This window comes from Pseudomonas sp. HC1(2025) (genome assembly GCF_058742075.1).
The window spans coordinates 3,819,180-3,835,564 of sequence record NZ_CP196017.1; the positions used below are offsets into that span (position 1 = coordinate 3,819,180).

The 16,385-nt window shown below is 60.5% G+C and carries 19 protein-coding genes; 6 read left to right on the forward strand and 13 right to left on the reverse strand.

Annotation, left to right across the window (positions count from 1 at the left end; genetic code table 11):
- Positions 1-55: 55 nt before the first annotated feature.
- On the reverse strand, positions 56-628 hold the full coding sequence (locus ACSSVH_RS16780; RefSeq protein ID WP_492633510.1) for an elongation factor P: 573 nt from the start codon (positions 626-628) through the stop codon (positions 56-58).
- Between the two features lie 49 nt (positions 629-677).
- Positions 678-1,811, reverse strand: coding sequence for an elongation factor P maturation arginine rhamnosyltransferase EarP (earP, locus tag ACSSVH_RS16785; RefSeq protein WP_492633511.1), 1,134 nt, complete (start codon positions 1,809-1,811; stop codon positions 678-680).
- A gap of 132 nt (positions 1,812-1,943) precedes the next feature.
- Here earP and ACSSVH_RS16790 point away from each other — a divergent pair, with 132 nt between their 5' ends.
- Both ACSSVH_RS16790 and ACSSVH_RS16795 read left to right on the forward strand, forming a co-directional pair.
- Positions 1,944-2,312 carry a hypothetical protein gene (locus tag ACSSVH_RS16790; RefSeq protein WP_432754409.1) on the forward strand — a complete coding sequence of 123 codons (369 nt, stop codon included), beginning with the start codon at positions 1,944-1,946 and terminating at the stop codon, positions 2,310-2,312.
- Between the two features lie 13 nt (positions 2,313-2,325).
- Complete coding sequence (locus ACSSVH_RS16795; RefSeq protein ID WP_170042812.1) at positions 2,326-2,808, forward strand: GreA/GreB family elongation factor; 483 nt, start codon at positions 2,326-2,328, stop codon at positions 2,806-2,808.
- 5 nt (positions 2,809-2,813) lie between these two features.
- On the opposite strand, the gene cysB is transcribed toward ACSSVH_RS16795, so the two are convergent.
- The 5 genes from cysB to ACSSVH_RS16820 all read right to left on the reverse strand — a co-directional run bounded on the left by cysB (position 2,814) and on the right by ACSSVH_RS16820 (position 6,685).
- Positions 2,814-3,788 carry an HTH-type transcriptional regulator CysB gene (cysB, locus tag ACSSVH_RS16800; protein WP_010176165.1) on the reverse strand — a complete coding sequence of 325 codons (975 nt, stop codon included), beginning with the start codon at positions 3,786-3,788 and terminating at the stop codon, positions 2,814-2,816.
- Between the two features lie 104 nt (positions 3,789-3,892).
- Positions 3,893-4,393, reverse strand: coding sequence for a universal stress protein (locus tag ACSSVH_RS16805; RefSeq protein ID WP_169952663.1), 501 nt, complete (start codon positions 4,391-4,393; stop codon positions 3,893-3,895).
- Between the two features lie 70 nt (positions 4,394-4,463).
- Entirely contained in the window at positions 4,464-5,381 is a 918-nt protein-coding gene (locus tag ACSSVH_RS16810) for a 5'-nucleotidase (protein ID WP_492633512.1), read from the reverse strand.
- 9 nt (positions 5,382-5,390) lie between these two features.
- Positions 5,391-6,353, reverse strand: a complete 963-nt coding sequence (locus ACSSVH_RS16815; protein ID WP_492633513.1) for a putative 2-dehydropantoate 2-reductase — start codon at positions 6,351-6,353, stop codon at positions 5,391-5,393.
- The gene (locus tag ACSSVH_RS16820) at positions 6,350-6,685 is read right to left on the reverse strand and encodes a YbbN family protein (protein ID WP_492633514.1); all 336 of its coding nucleotides are present in this window, start codon (positions 6,683-6,685) and stop codon (positions 6,350-6,352) included. Before ACSSVH_RS16820 ends, ACSSVH_RS16815 begins: the two co-directional genes overlap by 4 nt.
- 187 nt (positions 6,686-6,872) lie before the next feature.
- Here ACSSVH_RS16820 and ACSSVH_RS16825 point away from each other — a divergent pair, with 187 nt between their 5' ends.
- Positions 6,873-7,949, forward strand: a complete 1,077-nt coding sequence (locus ACSSVH_RS16825; protein WP_099169512.1) for a 3-deoxy-7-phosphoheptulonate synthase — start codon at positions 6,873-6,875, stop codon at positions 7,947-7,949.
- A gap of 56 nt (positions 7,950-8,005) precedes the next feature.
- Here ACSSVH_RS16825 and ACSSVH_RS16830 read toward each other — a convergent pair whose 3' ends face one another.
- A complete protein-coding gene (locus ACSSVH_RS16830) occupies positions 8,006-8,287 on the reverse strand; it encodes a GNAT family N-acetyltransferase (protein WP_029297992.1) in 282 nt (93 codons plus the stop codon).
- A 614-nt stretch (positions 8,288-8,901) separates the two neighbouring features.
- Between ACSSVH_RS16830 and oprI the strand changes: the two genes are divergently transcribed.
- The gene (oprI, locus tag ACSSVH_RS16835; protein ID WP_003172710.1) at positions 8,902-9,153 is read left to right on the forward strand and encodes an outer membrane lipoprotei OprI; all 252 of its coding nucleotides are present in this window, start codon (positions 8,902-8,904) and stop codon (positions 9,151-9,153) included.
- A 134-nt stretch (positions 9,154-9,287) separates the two neighbouring features.
- On the opposite strand, the gene ACSSVH_RS16840 is transcribed toward oprI, so the two are convergent.
- The 3 genes from ACSSVH_RS16840 to ACSSVH_RS16850 are packed head-to-tail and all read right to left on the reverse strand — an operon-like array spanning position 9,288 to position 11,274.
- Entirely contained in the window at positions 9,288-10,256 is a 969-nt protein-coding gene (locus ACSSVH_RS16840; protein WP_169952671.1) for a L,D-transpeptidase family protein, read from the reverse strand.
- Positions 10,257-10,315: 59 nt separating this feature from the next.
- Positions 10,316-10,612, reverse strand: coding sequence for a hypothetical protein (locus ACSSVH_RS16845; RefSeq protein ID WP_029297976.1), 297 nt, complete (start codon positions 10,610-10,612; stop codon positions 10,316-10,318).
- 56 nt (positions 10,613-10,668) lie between these two features.
- Complete coding sequence (locus tag ACSSVH_RS16850; RefSeq protein WP_492633515.1) at positions 10,669-11,274, reverse strand: arylesterase; 606 nt, start codon at positions 11,272-11,274, stop codon at positions 10,669-10,671.
- A gap of 10 nt (positions 11,275-11,284) precedes the next feature.
- On the opposite strand from ACSSVH_RS16850, the gene ACSSVH_RS16855 reads away from it, so the two are divergent.
- Both ACSSVH_RS16855 and ACSSVH_RS16860 read left to right on the forward strand, forming a co-directional pair.
- The gene (locus tag ACSSVH_RS16855; protein WP_029297972.1) at positions 11,285-11,968 is read left to right on the forward strand and encodes an ABC transporter ATP-binding protein; all 684 of its coding nucleotides are present in this window, start codon (positions 11,285-11,287) and stop codon (positions 11,966-11,968) included.
- Positions 11,968-14,478: an ABC transporter permease gene (locus ACSSVH_RS16860; protein ID WP_432754410.1), complete on the forward strand. Its 2,511-nt coding sequence runs from the start codon at positions 11,968-11,970 to the stop codon at positions 14,476-14,478. The genes ACSSVH_RS16855 and ACSSVH_RS16860 overlap by 1 nt, the downstream gene beginning before the upstream one ends.
- 70 nt (positions 14,479-14,548) lie before the next feature.
- Here ACSSVH_RS16860 and greB read toward each other — a convergent pair whose 3' ends face one another.
- A complete protein-coding gene (gene greB / locus ACSSVH_RS16865) occupies positions 14,549-15,022 on the reverse strand; it encodes a transcription elongation factor GreB (RefSeq protein WP_169952677.1) in 474 nt (157 codons plus the stop codon).
- A gap of 139 nt (positions 15,023-15,161) precedes the next feature.
- Entirely contained in the window at positions 15,162-16,307 is a 1,146-nt protein-coding gene (locus ACSSVH_RS16870; protein ID WP_492633516.1) for a hypothetical protein, read from the reverse strand.
- Between the last annotated feature and the right edge of the window lie 78 nt (positions 16,308-16,385).

Consider the following 16,385-nt stretch of genomic DNA (forward strand, 5'->3'; position numbering starts at 1 on the left):
AGCAGGCATAAAAAAACCCGACTCTTGGCCGGGTTTTTTATCAGTAACGCCAGAATTACTTCTTGGCGCGACCTTTGTACGAACCACCTTCACGGGTGTCGATCTCGATCATGTCGTCGATTTCGATGAAATCAGCAACTTGCAGTTCGGTACCGTTAGCCAGCTTGGCAGGCTTCATCACTTTGCCCGAAGTGTCACCGCGAGCGGAACCTTCGGTGTAGGCAACCTTACGCACGATGGTGGTCGGCAGCTCTACGGAAACCAGACGCTCTTCGAAGAAAATAGCTTCGCAGACGTCGGTCATGCCTTCTTCGATAAACGGCAGAACGCCTTCGATATCTTCAGCGTTCAGTTCGTACATGGTGTAGTCGGTGGTGTCCATGAACGTGTAGGTGTCGCCGCTGATGAAGGACAGGGACGCTTCCTTGCGGTCGAGGATCACGTCTTCCAGCTTGTCATCGGCACTGTAAACGGTTTCGGTCTTGTAACCGGTCAGCAGGTTCTTCAGCTTGGTCTTCATGATCGCGCTGTTACGGCCCGATTTGGTGAACTCAGCTTTTTGAACCAACCATGGATCGTTGTCGATCTTAATTACGGTACCGGGTTTCAGTTCTTTACCAGTTTTCATTGCATATATCCGAAATTTGGATGGGATTGACAAAAATCAAGGTGGCGTATCATATCCAATTTTCATAAAACTGTACCAGCGCCGTCGCAAGATCAGCCTGCGAGGCCTGTTCCAGACACCATTTCTCGGCATGCACGGTCAGTTCCGGCCAATGTTCAAGCACGGTTTCCCAGCTTGAGGCCATGTCGCTATCCGTGTTCCAGGCCTGCCATAGGGCAATCAGTGCAGTTTTCGCGGGTGCAGACAGGTCCTGGGTGTACAGCGCGAGGAACGCATCGAGCTTGTCCAGGTGAATGTCTTCATCCTGGCGGTAGATATGCCATAGCAACGGGCGCCCAGCCCATTGCGCGCGCACAAAGGAGTCTTCACCGCGCACGGCATTGAAGTCGCAGCACCACAGCAGGCGGTCGTATTGCTCCTGGCGCACGAACGGCAGCACCTGCACCGTCAGCATACCGCGCACATGAATATCCCCTGCCGCCAATGCCTCCACTCCCAGCCAGCGCTGCACGTCACCGAGGATGCGCCCTTCCGGCACGAGCAGATGGGTGGCTTGCCCGTCCGCTGCCAATACCTGCAGCCAACTGGCCAGGCCGGCATTTTCGTAGGCAAACAGCGAGATCAATCGCGCGCCCACCGCCGGAAAAACACCCAAGCACTGTAGGAACTGTTGCTGGGCCTGGGAATCACCCTGAAACGCCTGACGCTGCTCGATCAACCCGGCCTCACGCAGCAAGCCGCCTGTGCCCGGACGGAAGCCTGGAAAGAAGAAGTACTTTTGCACGCCCTTGAACTTGACCGATGGCAGACCGTGACAGCCTACCACCCACTCCTCGGCACTCAGGTAATCCAGGTTCATCCACAACGGCATGCGCTCGCGGGCTGCCATGGCCTCCATGTAGTCCGGTGGCAATTGGCAGGCGAAGGCGGCGATCACCACGTCCGCCGCCGGCGTGGCCGGCCAGTCTGCGGGCCAGTGGCGCACATCCACACCCTCGCGCCACTGCTGCGCCAACTGCACATCCACCTCGGGGCACATGCGCTCGAATGCCCGCAGGTCATCGACCCACAGTCGCACCGCACAGCCCTGTTCTGCCACCAGTTGCCGGGCCAGGCGCCAGGTCACGCCAATGTCGCCGTAGTTGTCGACGACGCTGCAAAAAATATCCCAGCGGGCTTTCATTCCGGGCTCCATCAGTCAAAGGCTCGATTGTCCGCATAAATGCCGCCAGGCAGAAGGGTTGATCGCGATTATTCTGCACACCGGCTGTGCGACAATCCAAAGCTTGCCGCAACCGCCCGCCAGGAGGCCGTCATGTCCGATCGTCCGTTGTCGATGTTCAAACTCAGTATTGCCGTGGCCCTGGGCCTGTGGCTGGGCTTTGTCGCCATCGCGCTGACAGGCTGGCTGGCCTCGCGCTACCTGCTTGAACAACCCGTGGCCGCCGTCACCCAGGCCGTTCAACAACTGGGCAAGCCGCCAGCCGCAATCCCAGAGCCGCCAAACCGGATGTTCGAGCAATACCAGCAAAACCTGCACAAGCAGGAACAACAACAGGCGCTGGATCAGGCCCGGGACAACCCGCGCAACCTGGCCAACCCCAAATGCCAGTTCTGGCTCCAGCAGGACCAGAACGCCCCCAACGACAAGAGCCGGGCCAACGTCCTGCAATTTTGTGATTGAGCTGTAAGCCCCCATGAATAAACACGCCGTCCTCCAGTTGATCCTGGAAAAACTCGCCGCCGACCTGGATGTGGCGCAACGCGCCGCGCAAACCGCCTACGAAACCGCAACCCACGAAGAAAACATCGCCGAGAACAAGTACGACACCCTGGGCCTGGAAGCCTCTTACCTGGCCGCCGGGCAAGCCAAGCGCGTCGAGGAAATCAAGCAGTCACTGGTGGTGTGCCAGAACCTCAACCTGCGGCCCTACGAGGAACAACGGGGGATCGAGGTGGGCGCCCTGCTCGGCCTGGAAGATGACAACGGCCGTCAGCAATGGCTGTTCCTCGCGCCGGACGCGGCAGGCCTGAAAGTCTATGTAGTGGGGCAGTTGGTGACCGTCATCACCCCTCGCTCGCCGCTGGGCAAAAGCCTGCTGGGCAAGTTCGAGGGCGATGAGGTGGAGATTCTGGTGGCAGGCGCCCGGCAACAATTCGTGGTGACCGAGGCCCGCTAGGCCGATCAGTGAACCGGCAGTTCAACGCCGTCGAACAGTTCTTCGAGTTCCTGCTTGTTATGGCACTGGATCGCCTTGGCCATGACTTCACGGGTCAGGTGTGGGGCGAACTTCTCGATGAAATCGCACATGAAGCCGCGCAGGAACGTGCCCCGACGGAAGCCGATCTTGGTCACGCTGGACTCGAACAGTTCGCTGGCATCCAGCACCACCAGGTCGCTGTCGAGCTTGGTGTCGACGGCCATCTTGGCCACGATGCCGACGCCCAGGCCCAGGCGCACGTAGGTCTTGATCACGTCGGCATCAGCCGCAGTGAACACTACTTTTGGCGTGAGGCCGCGATGGCTGAAGGCTTCGTCGAGTTTGGAGCGGCCGGTGAAGCCGAACACATAGGTCACAATCGGGTATTCCGCCAGCGCTTCTAGGGTCAGCTTCGGCAGTTTGGCCAGTGGGTGGCCCTGGGGCACCACGACGCAGCGGTTCCAGCGATAGCACGGCATCATCACCAGGTCACCGAACAGCTCCAGGGCTTCGGTGGCGATGGCGAAGTCGACGGTGCCATCGGCCGCCATCTCGGCGATCTGCATCGGCGACCCCTGGTGCATGTGCAGGGCCACGTCCGGGTACTGCTTGATGAACGAACTGATCACCGGCGGCAGCGCGTAACGGGCCTGGGTGTGGGTGGTGGCAATCGACAGGGTGCCTTTTTTCTCGTTGGAAAATTCCTGGGCGATCTGCTTGATGCTTTCGACCTTGCGCAGGATTTCGCCGGCAGTGGTGATGATGCGCTCACCGGCAGGCGTGACACGGGTCAGGTGCTTGCCGCTGCGGGCGAACACTTCGACGCCCAATTCATCTTCGAGCAGGCGGATCTGTTTACTGATACCCGGTTGCGAGGTGTAGAGGCTTTGAGCCGTGGCGGAAACGTTGAGGTCGTGGTGCGCCACTTCCCAGATGTAGCGCAGTTGTTGAAGCTTCATATGTGTCCCTCAAAGCAGATAGACGCCACGGATATCAGCGACGGTATATAACTATATTAAAGGTTGGATTGATAAATCTAGAACTTTTTATCGTTTACGCCCCATCACACATCTTCACTGCGTCGACGCTGCAACAAAGGCACCAGATACACCGGCACCTGGGACAACTGCAACACCCGCGCCGCCGTCCGCCCCAACGGGGTCGAGATTCCTGCGCCCTGGCTATGACTTCCTACGATCAACAAATCCACCGAGAGTTTCTGCGCCTGGTCGAGAATCACTTGGGCGGGGTCCCCCTGGATCACCCGCACCGAACGAATCGCCTGCAAGTCCTGCTCGCCGTCCTGCAACTCTTCACGAAAACTGTCCAGCACCCGCTGTTCGATGTTCGCCATTACCGTGTTCAGCCCCTGGCTCTGCCATTCGCTCAAGGCCTGCTCATCAAGATAGGTTTGCAGCACCGATTCTGCGAACAGCCCGATCGGCTCCACCACATGAATCACATACAGGTCCGCCTTGAACGTACGCGCCATCGCCAGCGCATGTTGCATCACGTAAGGCGCATACACACCCAGGTCTGAGGCATACAACATCGACCGAATCATAGAACCTCCTGGACTGCCAGGATGGCGGGGATTGTTTCAGCTTAGCAGCGCCTCCGCGACTGCGATGAACTTAGCTCGGGACCTGGACTTTGGGCTCATTGCTCACGCCATGGGGCACATGTCCGGTGGCCACGACCTCCCTGGCTTTTTCGCAATGGCCGGCCTGGTCGTCAAAAAAAACATCGGCAGCGAACGCTTCAAGAAACGCTGATTTTTCCAGGCCACCGAGAAACAGCGACTCGTCCAGGCGGATATCCCACTCACGCAAGGTGCGGATCACCCGCTCGTGGGACGGCGCCGAACGTGCCGTCACCAGCGCCGTGCGGATTGGGCATGACTCATCGGGGAACTCGCGCTGCAACAGATTGAGGGCCGCCAGGAATCCCTTGAATGGCCCACCCCGTAGCGGTTCGCGGGCTGCTTGCCGCTCGCTGGCCTGGAAGGCTTCCAGGCCGCCACTTTGGTAGACGCGCTCGGACTCGTCGGAAAACAGCACCGCGTCACCATCAAAGGCAATCCGCAGCTCGGCACTGGACGCGCGACGGGCGCCGCCGGACAAAATGGTCGCTGCCGCAAAACCGGCATCCAGCGCGCTGCGCACATCTTCGGCGTGAGTCGAGAGAAACAGGTGGCTGCCAAACGCCGCCAGATAAGGGTGGGGGTTACGCCCACCGACAAAGGCTGCGCGGGAAATATCCAGGCCGTAGTGCTGGATCGAATTGAACACGCGCAGGCCGGTATCGGCACTGTTGCGCGACACCAGCACCACTTCGACCCGCGCACGGCCGAGGCTGGCATTGAGGGTCAGGAGTTTCTTGACCAAGGGGAACGCATCCCCCGGCTCAAGGATTTCTTCCTCGTGGTCGATCTGGTATTTGCGGTAGGCCTCGACGCCCTGGGCCAGGTAAACCTTATGGCTTTCGCCCAGGTCGAACAGGGCCCGCGAGGAAATCGCCAGTACCAGTTTGTCGCTCATGCCTTTGGCCATGTCTGCTCCTCAGCTCTTGCGTCGATCAATAAAGCCCAAGGCCTGATACAGCGCCTGCATCCGCGGCAATTCGCAGCCGGCGGCCCGGGCAGCGGCCAGCGGGCGGGCGTAGATCGCGGCCAGTTCCAGGGGGCGCTGGTGCAGGTGATCGTGATACATGCTGGGCCAGTAGTCCGTCAAACGCTCGGTCATGCTGAACATCTGCTCAGCGTAGCCCGGCGCGATCTCATGGCCGCACGCGTGGGCGCCCTGCACCACTTCGGCCATCAGGCCCTGGATCAACTCCCGGCTGGATTCGTCGGCCATCAACTGTGAGGTATTGGCACCGAGCAACACCGACAGGCCGTTGTACGGCACATTCCACACCAGTTTATGCCAGCGCGCCTGGTCCAGGTCGGGCATGGCCTGGGAGTCGATCCCGGCCTGGCGGAACAGGCCCGCGCCCTTCTCGACAATCGCCTGGCGGCGTACAGCATCATCCGTCGCGTTGCCGCTGTGATAGCCAAGGCTGACCCGGCCCATGGCCTGGTGCTCGACGATCCCCGGCCCGGAACGGTGCACGCAGATGTAACAAAGACCGCCAAGCAAATGCAGGGACGGCGGCAGATGCTCGCGCAGGCCATCTTCGACACCCAGGCCATTTTGCAACAGGACAACCTTGGCATCGGGCGCCGCCACCTGGGCAATGGTTGGCGCCAGTTCAACGTTGCCGGTGGTCTTGGTGCCCACCAACAGCCAGTCGCAAGGCGGCATGTCGGCCGCATTGGCGTAGGCCTGGACCGGGTGCAGGCTCAACGCGCCATGCACCGCGCTATTAAGTTGCAAGCCGCGCTCACTGACCGCTGCGAACTCACTGCGCAGCAGGAAATGTACGTCGAACCCGGCGCGCGCCAGCATCAACCCGTAAAAACCACCGATGGCACCGGTGCCGATAATCCCAATGCGTGGCCCTGGCTCAACTGCATTCGTCATGGCAACTCCTCTGGTTCCTGTTTGAGCGCCTCATCTATAGCGGCACTGAGCTCGCCGGCGTTCAGGCCAACCTGTAGCGCACCGTGCAGCTGACCCTCGCACACTACAAATAAGGCCGGCAAATGAAAGATCCCGTAACGCTGCACTGCGCCACCATTATGCCCAGCGTCGACCCAGCAGATGCGCGCAACCGGCAGGTTCCACCCCGGCATCTGTTGGCGTGCCCAGCGGCAACTGGCACAGCCAGCGCCGGTAAATACCAGCAGCGAAGCGCCAGGTAGCGCCAACAACTGCTGGTCGATATCCAAATCCGTCAATTCAAACGCTTTCACTCGATCTGCACCACGACCTTCAACCAGGCAACACACTATCAGGCCGCACGACAACGCGCGCAATTGCCCATTGTCGAGCAGGCTTGTACGCGCTAAGGTTCGGCTCCCCGCTGCATTTAAATCATGCTGTGCTCCGCCGCACGGGGTTCGCTGGCGGCCGGCACCCGTGACCCTGACGAGTAACACGATGGCTGATTTACCGATCAACGACCTAAACGTCGAATCCAACGAGACCCTGATCACGCCCGATCAGCTCAAGCGCGAAATCCCTTTGAGCGACGCTGCCCTGCAGACCGTCACCAAGGGCCGCGAAGTCATTCGTGACATCCTCGACGGCACTGACCACCGCCTGTTCGTGGTGATCGGCCCTTGCTCGATCCACGACCTCAAGGCTGCCCACGAGTACGCCGAGCGCCTCAAAGTGCTGGCGGCGGAAGTGTCCGACACCCTGTACCTGGTGATGCGCGTGTATTTCGAGAAGCCGCGCACTACCGTCGGCTGGAAAGGCCTGATCAACGATCCGTACCTGGACGACTCGTTCAAGATCCAGGACGGCTTGCACATCGGTCGCAAGCTGCTGCTGGACCTGGCTGAAATGGGCCTGCCAACGGCCACCGAAGCCCTGGACCCGATTTCCCCGCAATACCTGCAGGACCTGATCAGTTGGTCGGCGATCGGTGCGCGTACCACCGAATCGCAAACCCACCGCGAAATGGCCTCTGGCCTGTCCTCGGCCGTGGGTTTCAAGAACGGGACCGATGGTGGCCTGACCGTGGCGATCAACGCGCTGCAGTCGGTTTCCAGCCCGCACCGTTTCCTGGGGATCAACCAGGAAGGTGGCGTGTCCATCGTCACCACCAAGGGCAACGCCTATGGCCACGTGGTACTGCGTGGCGGCAATGGCAAGCCCAACTATGATTCGGTCAGCGTGGCCCTGTGCGAACAGGCCCTGAGCAAGGCGAAGATCAAGCCGAACATCATGGTCGATTGCAGCCACGCCAACTCCAACAAGGACCCGGCCCTGCAGCCGCTGGTGATGGAGAACGTGGCCAACCAGATCCTGGAAGGCAACCAGTCGATTATCGGCCTGATGGTCGAGAGTCACCTGAACTGGGGCTGCCAGGCGATTCCAAAGGATCTGGCCGACCTGCAATACGGCGTATCGATCACCGATGCCTGCATCGACTGGTCCGCCACCGAGACCACCCTGCGCAGCATGCACGCCAAGCTCAAGGACGTATTGCCCAAGCGCAAACGCACCTGACGCACACAAAAACGCCGGGCTAAGCCCGGCGTTTTTTTATGCCTGCATGCTGGCTTTTACAGCTTCGCGGCGTGACGCTGGTGGCGCTCCATGTAGCGCTCCACGTAGGAGCAGGACGGGATTACCGTATAGCCCATGCTCTCGGCGTATTGCAGCGCCTCTTCGGTCAGCGCAGCGGCAATGCCACGCCCACGTAGGGCATTGGGCACAAACGTGCGGTAGATATCCAGGGTCTGCTTCCCCAGGTCCATGTAGGTCAGATAGGCACGATGACCGTCCACATTGGTCTCGAACTGATGACCAGCCTGGTCATGGTGGATGGACAACGCCTCGCTCATCACTACTCCTCGCGGGTCTTGGTTTCTGACCCCTACCTTACCGATGTTTTTCCGGCGAAGGAACATCTACGCCACCCCGTGCCGGTTTCGACAACGAGAAAAGCCCTACAGCACTCACGCCCCGCACCAAGGAATAGTAGGCACCAATCCTGTCATTGCTCAAGAGACGCTCGTCATCCATCGGGCTGGCGGACATAGAAAGGGCTGATCGAACATCCTGTGGTCGATAGCCTGAACATTGCCGACAGTTGAAGCTTGAGACGAACCACCGCTTTTAAAGTCACCTCTACATGCGCGAAAGATGCCCATCAGCGTCTGGACAATCTGAACAATAGTATTGGCGCAGATATATAAATTGACATCGTCTTACAACGTTTAACACTTGCCAGGCGGCGCTTTCAGCCTGGATCCAATCTTTGACCGCGCAGCAAAAACTGGATAATTTTTATACAAACTCGCTAAAGATTAGCCAAAATAGATTCGGCACAAGAATTTTTTTTGCTTCTTGCGCTACGTCAGTTTACTTACTACAAGTAATGGGTAGTATGTACGCCGGCTATTAGCTCACTCTGAGATACTAGCCATTAAATAGAAAGTCCTTGAAGGGGAACACGATGAACAACGTTCTGAAATTCTCTGCTCTGGCTCTGGCCGCAGTTCTGGCTACCGGTTGCAGCAGCGTCTCCAAAGAAACCGAAGCTCGTCTGACTGCAACTGAAGACGCAGCAGCTCGCTCCCAGGCTCGTGCAGACGAAGCCTACCGTAAAGCTGATGAAGCTCTGGCTGCTGCTCAAAAAGCACAACAGACTGCTGACGAAGCTAACGAGCGCGCTCTGCGCATGCTTGAAAAAGCTAGCCGCAAGTAATAATCCTTCGGGGTTGTTATCAAGCCGATCCATTTTTGGATCGGCTTTTTATTGCCCGGGATTGGGCTTCAGATTCCAGGCAATAAAAAGCCCGCCAGGGGCAATCCGTGGCGGGCTTCGTCTGGCACCAGTCACTACTGCTGCAGATCGACCGGCATGCTACTGACCATCGGCGCCGTGCCCGGCTCGCCGATTTGCGCGGGCAAGCCATCTTCGGCCGCCACCACATCACGCACCTCATCCCAGTTGACCCGCAGGTTATTGGCCAGGTCTTCACGCTTGAGCATGGCATTGATCACAGCGGTGTGCTTGTCGACCACCGACGGCGTACCGTCGTCATTCAAGGGCGCGTGCGCCTCCAGGTAGACCTTGCCGCCGCTGATACCGAACTTGTAGGCATCATTGATGATCCGCACAGGCGTGCCCACCGGAACCATCTTGGCCATCTCCAGCACGTTGCTGTTGAACATGCGGAAGCAACCATGGCTGGTGCGGGTGCCGATGCCGAACTTCTTGTTGGAGCCATGAATCAGGTAGCCCGGCGTCCCCAGGGTGAACTTGAACGGACCCAGGGGGTTGTCGGGACCGGCCGGTACCACGTTGGGCAGCGGGTCGCCGTCTGCCGCGTGCTCGGCCTTGATCGACGCGGGCGGGGTCCAGGTCGGGTTGGGGGTCTTGGCAATGATGCTGGTATGGGCAATCGGCGAGCCCCAGCCTTCACGACCGATCCCCAACGGAAAGGTGTACACCACGTCCTGGCCCTTGGGGTAGTAGTACAGACGGTACTCGGCCAGGTTGATCACGATGCCTTCCCGGGGACCCGGTGGCAAAATGAAACGGGTCGGCAGCACAATCTCCGCCCCAGCCCCCGGCAACCAGGCATCCACGCCGGGGTTGGCCGCGACCATCTCCGAATAGCCCAGGTCATAGGTAGCACCGAGGTCGGCAAAGGTGTCTTCGTACTTGGCCTTGATCACCTGGACCTGGCCGACAATGTCTTCACCCGGCGGCGGCAGGGGCAGTTGCAGGGCCGCGACAGGACCGGCTGCACACAAGGCAGCGAGAGACAGGCAACGGGTGACGACAGGCAAGCGCGACAACATCCGGAAAATCCTTCGCAGATCGACGGGGGTAAAATGGCGATTGTAGCGTGTACCTGCCCTTAAAGCTCGAAGCGCAGCTCAGGCCAGATAGGCGGCGTACCACGCTTTTGCGATTCGAGAATCGCCCGGCACAAGGGGCATAGGCGCTGGTCCTGGAAGATCGAGCGATCCACCGAGGACCAGCGTGGCTGGGCTGGCAGCAATGTGCCGCAGAGCGTCCGGTCGATGGTACCGCCCAGTTCCAGCTGGCGCGTCACCAGGTGTACCTTCACTTCCTGGCAGGCGAACAGATCCAACTGCTCGTCGGGCTCGATCAGTTGGTAGGCAAACAGGGACCAGGCGGGACGCGACGACATCGGGGGCTCCAAATCGGGGGCGCCACCTTAGCCGAAAGACCGCTGCTAGAAAAGCGTCATAACAGCGGTTTTAGCGTCGGCCAGACATTTTCCAGCAACTTGGCCTGGGCACCGACTGCCGGGTGCAGCTGATCAGCCTGCATCATGTCCGGATGGCCACCCACGCCCTCCAGGAAAAACGGCACCAGCGGGACGTTTTTTTCCTTGGCCAGCACACCATAGACCTCAGCAAATGCCGTGGTGTATCGCGGGCCATAATTGGGCGGCAACTGCATCCCCAGCAGCAACACCTTGGCGCCACCGGCCTTGGACTGGTCAATCATCGACGCAAGATTTTGTTGCAATTGCGCCGGAGGCTGCCCGCGCAAGCCGTCGTTGCCGCCCAACTCGATCACCACCACGTCCGGCTTATGCTCTGCAAGTGCCGCCGGCAGCCGCGCCAAGCCTCCGGCGCTGGTGTCGCCGCTGATGGAGGCATTGACCACCTTATCGTCGAAACCCTCCTTCGTGAGCCGTTGCTCCAGCAGTGCCACCCACCCTTTGCTGGTATCCAGGCCGAAACCGGCACTGATACTATCGCCAACGATCAGGACAGTACCCGCCGCTGCGTTCTGGGCCATGCACATCAGGGCCAGGCCAGCACTCAAAAACCATATTCGCATCGGATTCTCCATGGGCGCATGCATTCTCACCGCGCAGAACCTTAGCAAAGTGGTTCCCAGCGCGGAAGGTGAACTGACCATCCTGCACGAACTGAGCCTGGAACTGAACAAGGGCGATAGCCTGGCTATCGTCGGCAGCTCCGGTTCCGGAAAATCCACGCTCCTTGGGCTGCTGGCCGGGCTCGACCTGCCCAGCAGCGGTGAAGTCACCCTCGCCGGCCAGGCGCTGAGCGTCCTCGATGAGGACCAGCGGGCACGTATCCGTGCCGAACACGTCGGTTTTGTGTTCCAGTCATTCCAACTGCTCGACAGCCTCAATGCCCTGGAAAACGTCATGCTGCCCCTGGAACTGGACGGTCGCAAGGATGCCCGCGAACGCGCCCGGCACTTGCTCGAGCGGGTCGGCCTGGGCCAGCGCCTGACCCATTCGCCCCGCCAGCTTTCCGGTGGCGAACAACAGCGAGTCGCGATTGCCCGGGCGTTCGCGGCCGAGCCGGACGTACTGTTTGCCGATGAACCCACCGGCAACCTCGACAGCCATACCGGCGAGCGCATCAGCGACCTGCTGTTCGAGCTCAATAAAGAGAACGGCACCACCCTGGTGCTGGTGACCCACGACGAGCGCCTGGCCCATCGCTGCCGACGCCTGATCCGCCTTGAAGCCGGCCTGATGGTCGAGCCCCTGGAGCCTTGATGGCACGATTGCCGCTGTTGCGTCTGTTCAGCCTTGCCCTACGCCAATTACTGCGCGATGCCCGCGCCGGTGAATTGCGTGTGCTGTTCTTCGCCCTGCTGGTGGCGGTGGCCGCCAGCACTGCCATCGGCTACTTCGGTGCACGGCTCAACGGTGCGATGCTGCTGCGCGCCACCGAATTCCTCGGTGCCGACCTGGTGCTGGAGGGCAGCTCGCCGGCTCGCCCCGAGCAGATAACCAGCGGCACACAACTGGGCCTGACGCACGCCAGAGTGGTGGAATTCTCCAGCGTTATCGCCACTGACAACGGCATTCAGTTATCGAGTATCAAGGCGGTCAACGAGCAGTACCCGCTGCGCGGCCAACTGAAAAGCGCGGCCGAACCCTTCGCCGAAGAAACCTCGGGCGGGGGGCCGAAAGCCGGCGAGGCCTGGGTCGAGGCACGCCTGCTGACGGCACTGGACCTGAAAGTCGGCGACAGTATCGATGTCGGCATGAAAACCCTGCGCCTGGCCCGGGTGCTCACCTATGAGCCAGACCGGGCCGGCAACTTCTATAGCCTCACCCCACGGGTGATGATCAACCTGGCCGACCTTGAGGCCACCGGCGTAGTCCAGCCGGGCAGCCGGGTCAGCTACCGCGAACTGTGGCGCGCGCCACAAGCCAGCACCGCCCTGCAAACCTACCGCGATCAGATCACCCCGGGGCTGGCCGCCAACCAGCGCCTGCAAGACGCCCGGGACGGCAACCAACAGATCGGCGGCGCCCTGGGCAAGGCCGAGCGCTACCTGAACATGGCCAGCCTGGTCGCTGTGCTGTTGTCCGGGGTGGCTGTGGCCTTGTCGGCAAACCGCTTTGCCAGCCGCCGCTTCGACGCCAGTGCGCTGTTGCGCTGCCTGGGTCTGTCGCGCAGGGAAACCATGCTGCTGTTCAGCCTGCAACTGACCGTCCTGGGCTTGCTGGCCAGCCTCGCCGGTGCGGCGCTGGGTTGGCTCGCACAACTGGGCCTGTTTTACCTGTTGCATGATCTGCTGCCGGCAGACGTGCCACCCGGCGGATTGCTGCCCGCCGTCGCCGGGATCGGTACCGGGCTGGTGGCCCTGGCCGGCTTCGCTTTGCCGCCATTGGCCGCCCTGGGCCGAGTGCCGCCGCTGCGGGTTCTGCGCCGCGACTTGCTGCCGATCCCTTCCAGTACCTGGATGGTGTATGGCGCGGCATTGTTTGCCCTGGGCCTGATCATGTGGCGCCTGAGCCTGGACCTGGTGCTGACCTTCGCCCTGCTGGGCGGTGGGGTGATCGCCGCGCTGATCCTCGGTGGCCTGCTGCTGTTGCTGCTGCAAAGCCTGCGCCGCCTGCTGGCGCGCGCCGCCCTGCCCTGGCGCCTGGGGCTGGGCCAGTTGTTGCGTCACCCGCTGGCGGCGGCGGGCCAGTCCCTGGCATTTGGCCTGATCCTGCTGTCGATGGGCTTGATCGCCCTGCTGCGTGGCGAGTTGCTCGACACCTGGCAGAACCAGTTGCCCAAGGATGCACCCAACTATTTCGCCCTCAACATCCTGCCGGCCGACAAGGATGCCTTCGGTGCTCGCCTGCTTGCACTGCAGGCCCAGGCCGCGCCCTTGTATCCGGTGGTGCCGGGGCGCCTGATCAGCATCAACGGTGAGCCGGTGCAGGAAATAGTCAGCAAGGATTCCAGTGGCGATCGTGCGATACAACGGGACCTGAGCCTGACCTGGGCGGCGGACCTGCCCCCTGGTAACACCCTGACATCGGGCGCCTGGTGGGCGAATCAGCCGGGCGATGAAATACCTGGAGTATCGGTAGAAGCCAAGGTCGCCGAAAGCCTCAAGCTCAAGCTCAACGACCACCTGATCTTCACCGTTGGTGGGGAAAACCGTGAGGCTCGGGTCACCAGCCTGCGGGAAATCAACTGGGATAACTTCCAACCCAATTTCTTCATGATTTTCCAACCGGGCACCCTGAAGGACCTGCCGGCCACGTACCTGACCAGCTTCTACCTGGCCGCCGGGCATGACCAGCAGATCGTCGATCTGTCCCGGGCTTTCCCGGCAGTGACCATCCTGCAGGTCGAGGCACTGCTGGCCCAACTGCGCAGCATCCTGGCCCAGGTCACGCTGGCTGTGGAATACGTGCTGCTGTTCGTCCTGGCGGCGGGCATGGCGGTGCTGTTCTCCGGCCTGCAGGCCACCCTGGACGAGCGCATTCGCCAGGGTGCCCTGTTGCGCGCCCTGGGGGCGGAACGCAAGTTGCTGGTCAAGGCCCGGCGTATCGAGTTCGGGCTGCTGGGGGCGGTCAGCGGACTACTGGCGGCGCTGGGTACCGAGTTGGTGACCCTGGTGCTGTATCGCTATGCCTTCGACCTGGTCTGGCACCCACACCCTTGGCTGCTGGTGCTTCCGCTGATCGGCGCCGTGCTGATCGGCGGCGCCGGGGTATTCGGCACCCGCCGCGCGTTGAACGCCAGCCCGCTGGCGGTACTGCGCGAAGGCTGAGGAAAAAACCGGCTCCCCTCTGGGAGCCGGGACGGCAATCTTGCAGGCACCATCGCCGGCAAGCCGGCTCCTACGTGATGTACTCGATGCCGGTGATCCACCAGCACACTTCGCCGCCTGGCGTCTGCACAATGGCCTCATCGTCCACCTCCTTGCGCAACAGGGCCCTGGCCATGGGTGAGTCAATGGAGATGTAGTCCATGCGCTCATAGATCTCGTCATAACCCACGATCCGGAAACGCTTGGTCTCGCCCTGCTCGTTCTCGATATCCACCCAGGCCCCGAAGAACACCTTGCCCTCCTGCTCGGGCATGTACTCCACCACCCGCATGTCTTCCAGGCGCTTGCGCAGGTAACGCACCCGGCGATCGATTTCGCGCAGCAGCTTCTTGTTGTACTGGTAGTCGGCGTTCTCGCTGCGATCTCCCAGCGAAGCGGCCCAGGTCACCTTGCGCGTAGTATCCGGACGCTTTTCTCGCCACAGGTAATCCAGCTCTTTCTTCAGCGCCTCATGACCTTCTTTGGTAATCAGCTTGGTACTCAAAAGCGTCACATCCCCAGGAAATATCCATTGGTTCAAACCTGCCTTGCATCAGCCACGAATGCACTGGCTGGCTGCCGGCAACCGGTCGGGTTTGATAATAAATGAACGCCAAAAAGTAGCCAGGCCTGATTCCCTCAGGTCAGTCGGCCCTAGGCACGTTGCCCGGCTCCTGCTCGACCTTTCCCACCGGAAACAAGGTTCCATCCAGGCGATAGAGCAACGCCTTTAGATCCCCCCTGAAACCCGACAATTGCCCCAGGCCATTCGCCAACTGTTCAGCCTGCTGTTGGGATGCCCTGTCATGGGCCTGTAGCCTGAACGACTCATCTTCCAGCTCTCGCGCCCAATCTTCCAGGCGCCGTTGTTCCGCCTCCTGCAACTGCGTATCCCGGACTAGATTTGCCTCGCGGCTATCCAAGGCTTCTGTACGCTGCTGCAAGGTAACTTCCTGGGCGCTGACTTGTTGGTGAGCCCGCTCCAATGTTGCTTTTTCCTGGAGCAACTGGCTGCGCTGTTCCTCCAACTCCTCCTGTTGCTGGAGCACCGCGCGCTTTTGCTGCGTCAACTCATGTGCCACTCGGGCCAGATTGGTCAGGGTGGTGTCTACTTCAACCAAGGTCGACTGATCCGCGACTACAGGTGGCCGCTCCTGCACCTGCTGAACGGGGGCGGTTGGCGTCGGCAATGGCAAGGACTCAACGGCCCGGATGGCGGGCACCGCCACCGGCGGTTCTTCCTGGGACTCAGGCGGCAAATCCTCCGCATGACTTGCTGTACCGGGTGGCGACACCATTTTTGATGAGAAGCGAATAGACGGCACAATCAACTCGGTGCTCTCAATCGCGGGCAAGCCAATGACTGACGTCCCAAGGGTGATCACCTTCATCACCAATGCCTTCTTGATCATCAGCGAATGGTGATCCTCCGGCCGAGCCGTCGGCAGCTTGCTGCCCTTCAGGTCGATGAAGTGATAAGGCACCTGCGACTCTGAGGCGTTGCCATCCTTAGCGCCAGATGCCGTGGCCAGGGTGATGATCTGCTTGAGGACGCTCATTGCCAGTTGCAGGCTCTCCTTGGACTCGATGCCTCCAAGAAAATACCGCTCGGCTTTTTTGCGCAAGGCGGCGAGATAGACCCGGGAGCTTCCGGGCTCGACCTCTTCATCCAGGCTATAGACAAGAAAGTTCGATGCGATTTGCGGTACCGCAAAACAACAGAGCAATGCACCGTTAACCGGGGAATCATGACCAGAGTGTTCAAGAACAAGAGTACGTAGAAGCATCATGAGTGTCGAACTCCATTACGGTAGTACTTCATATACACGCCATCTATAAAATCAAAAATCAACACCACACCAAGAGCA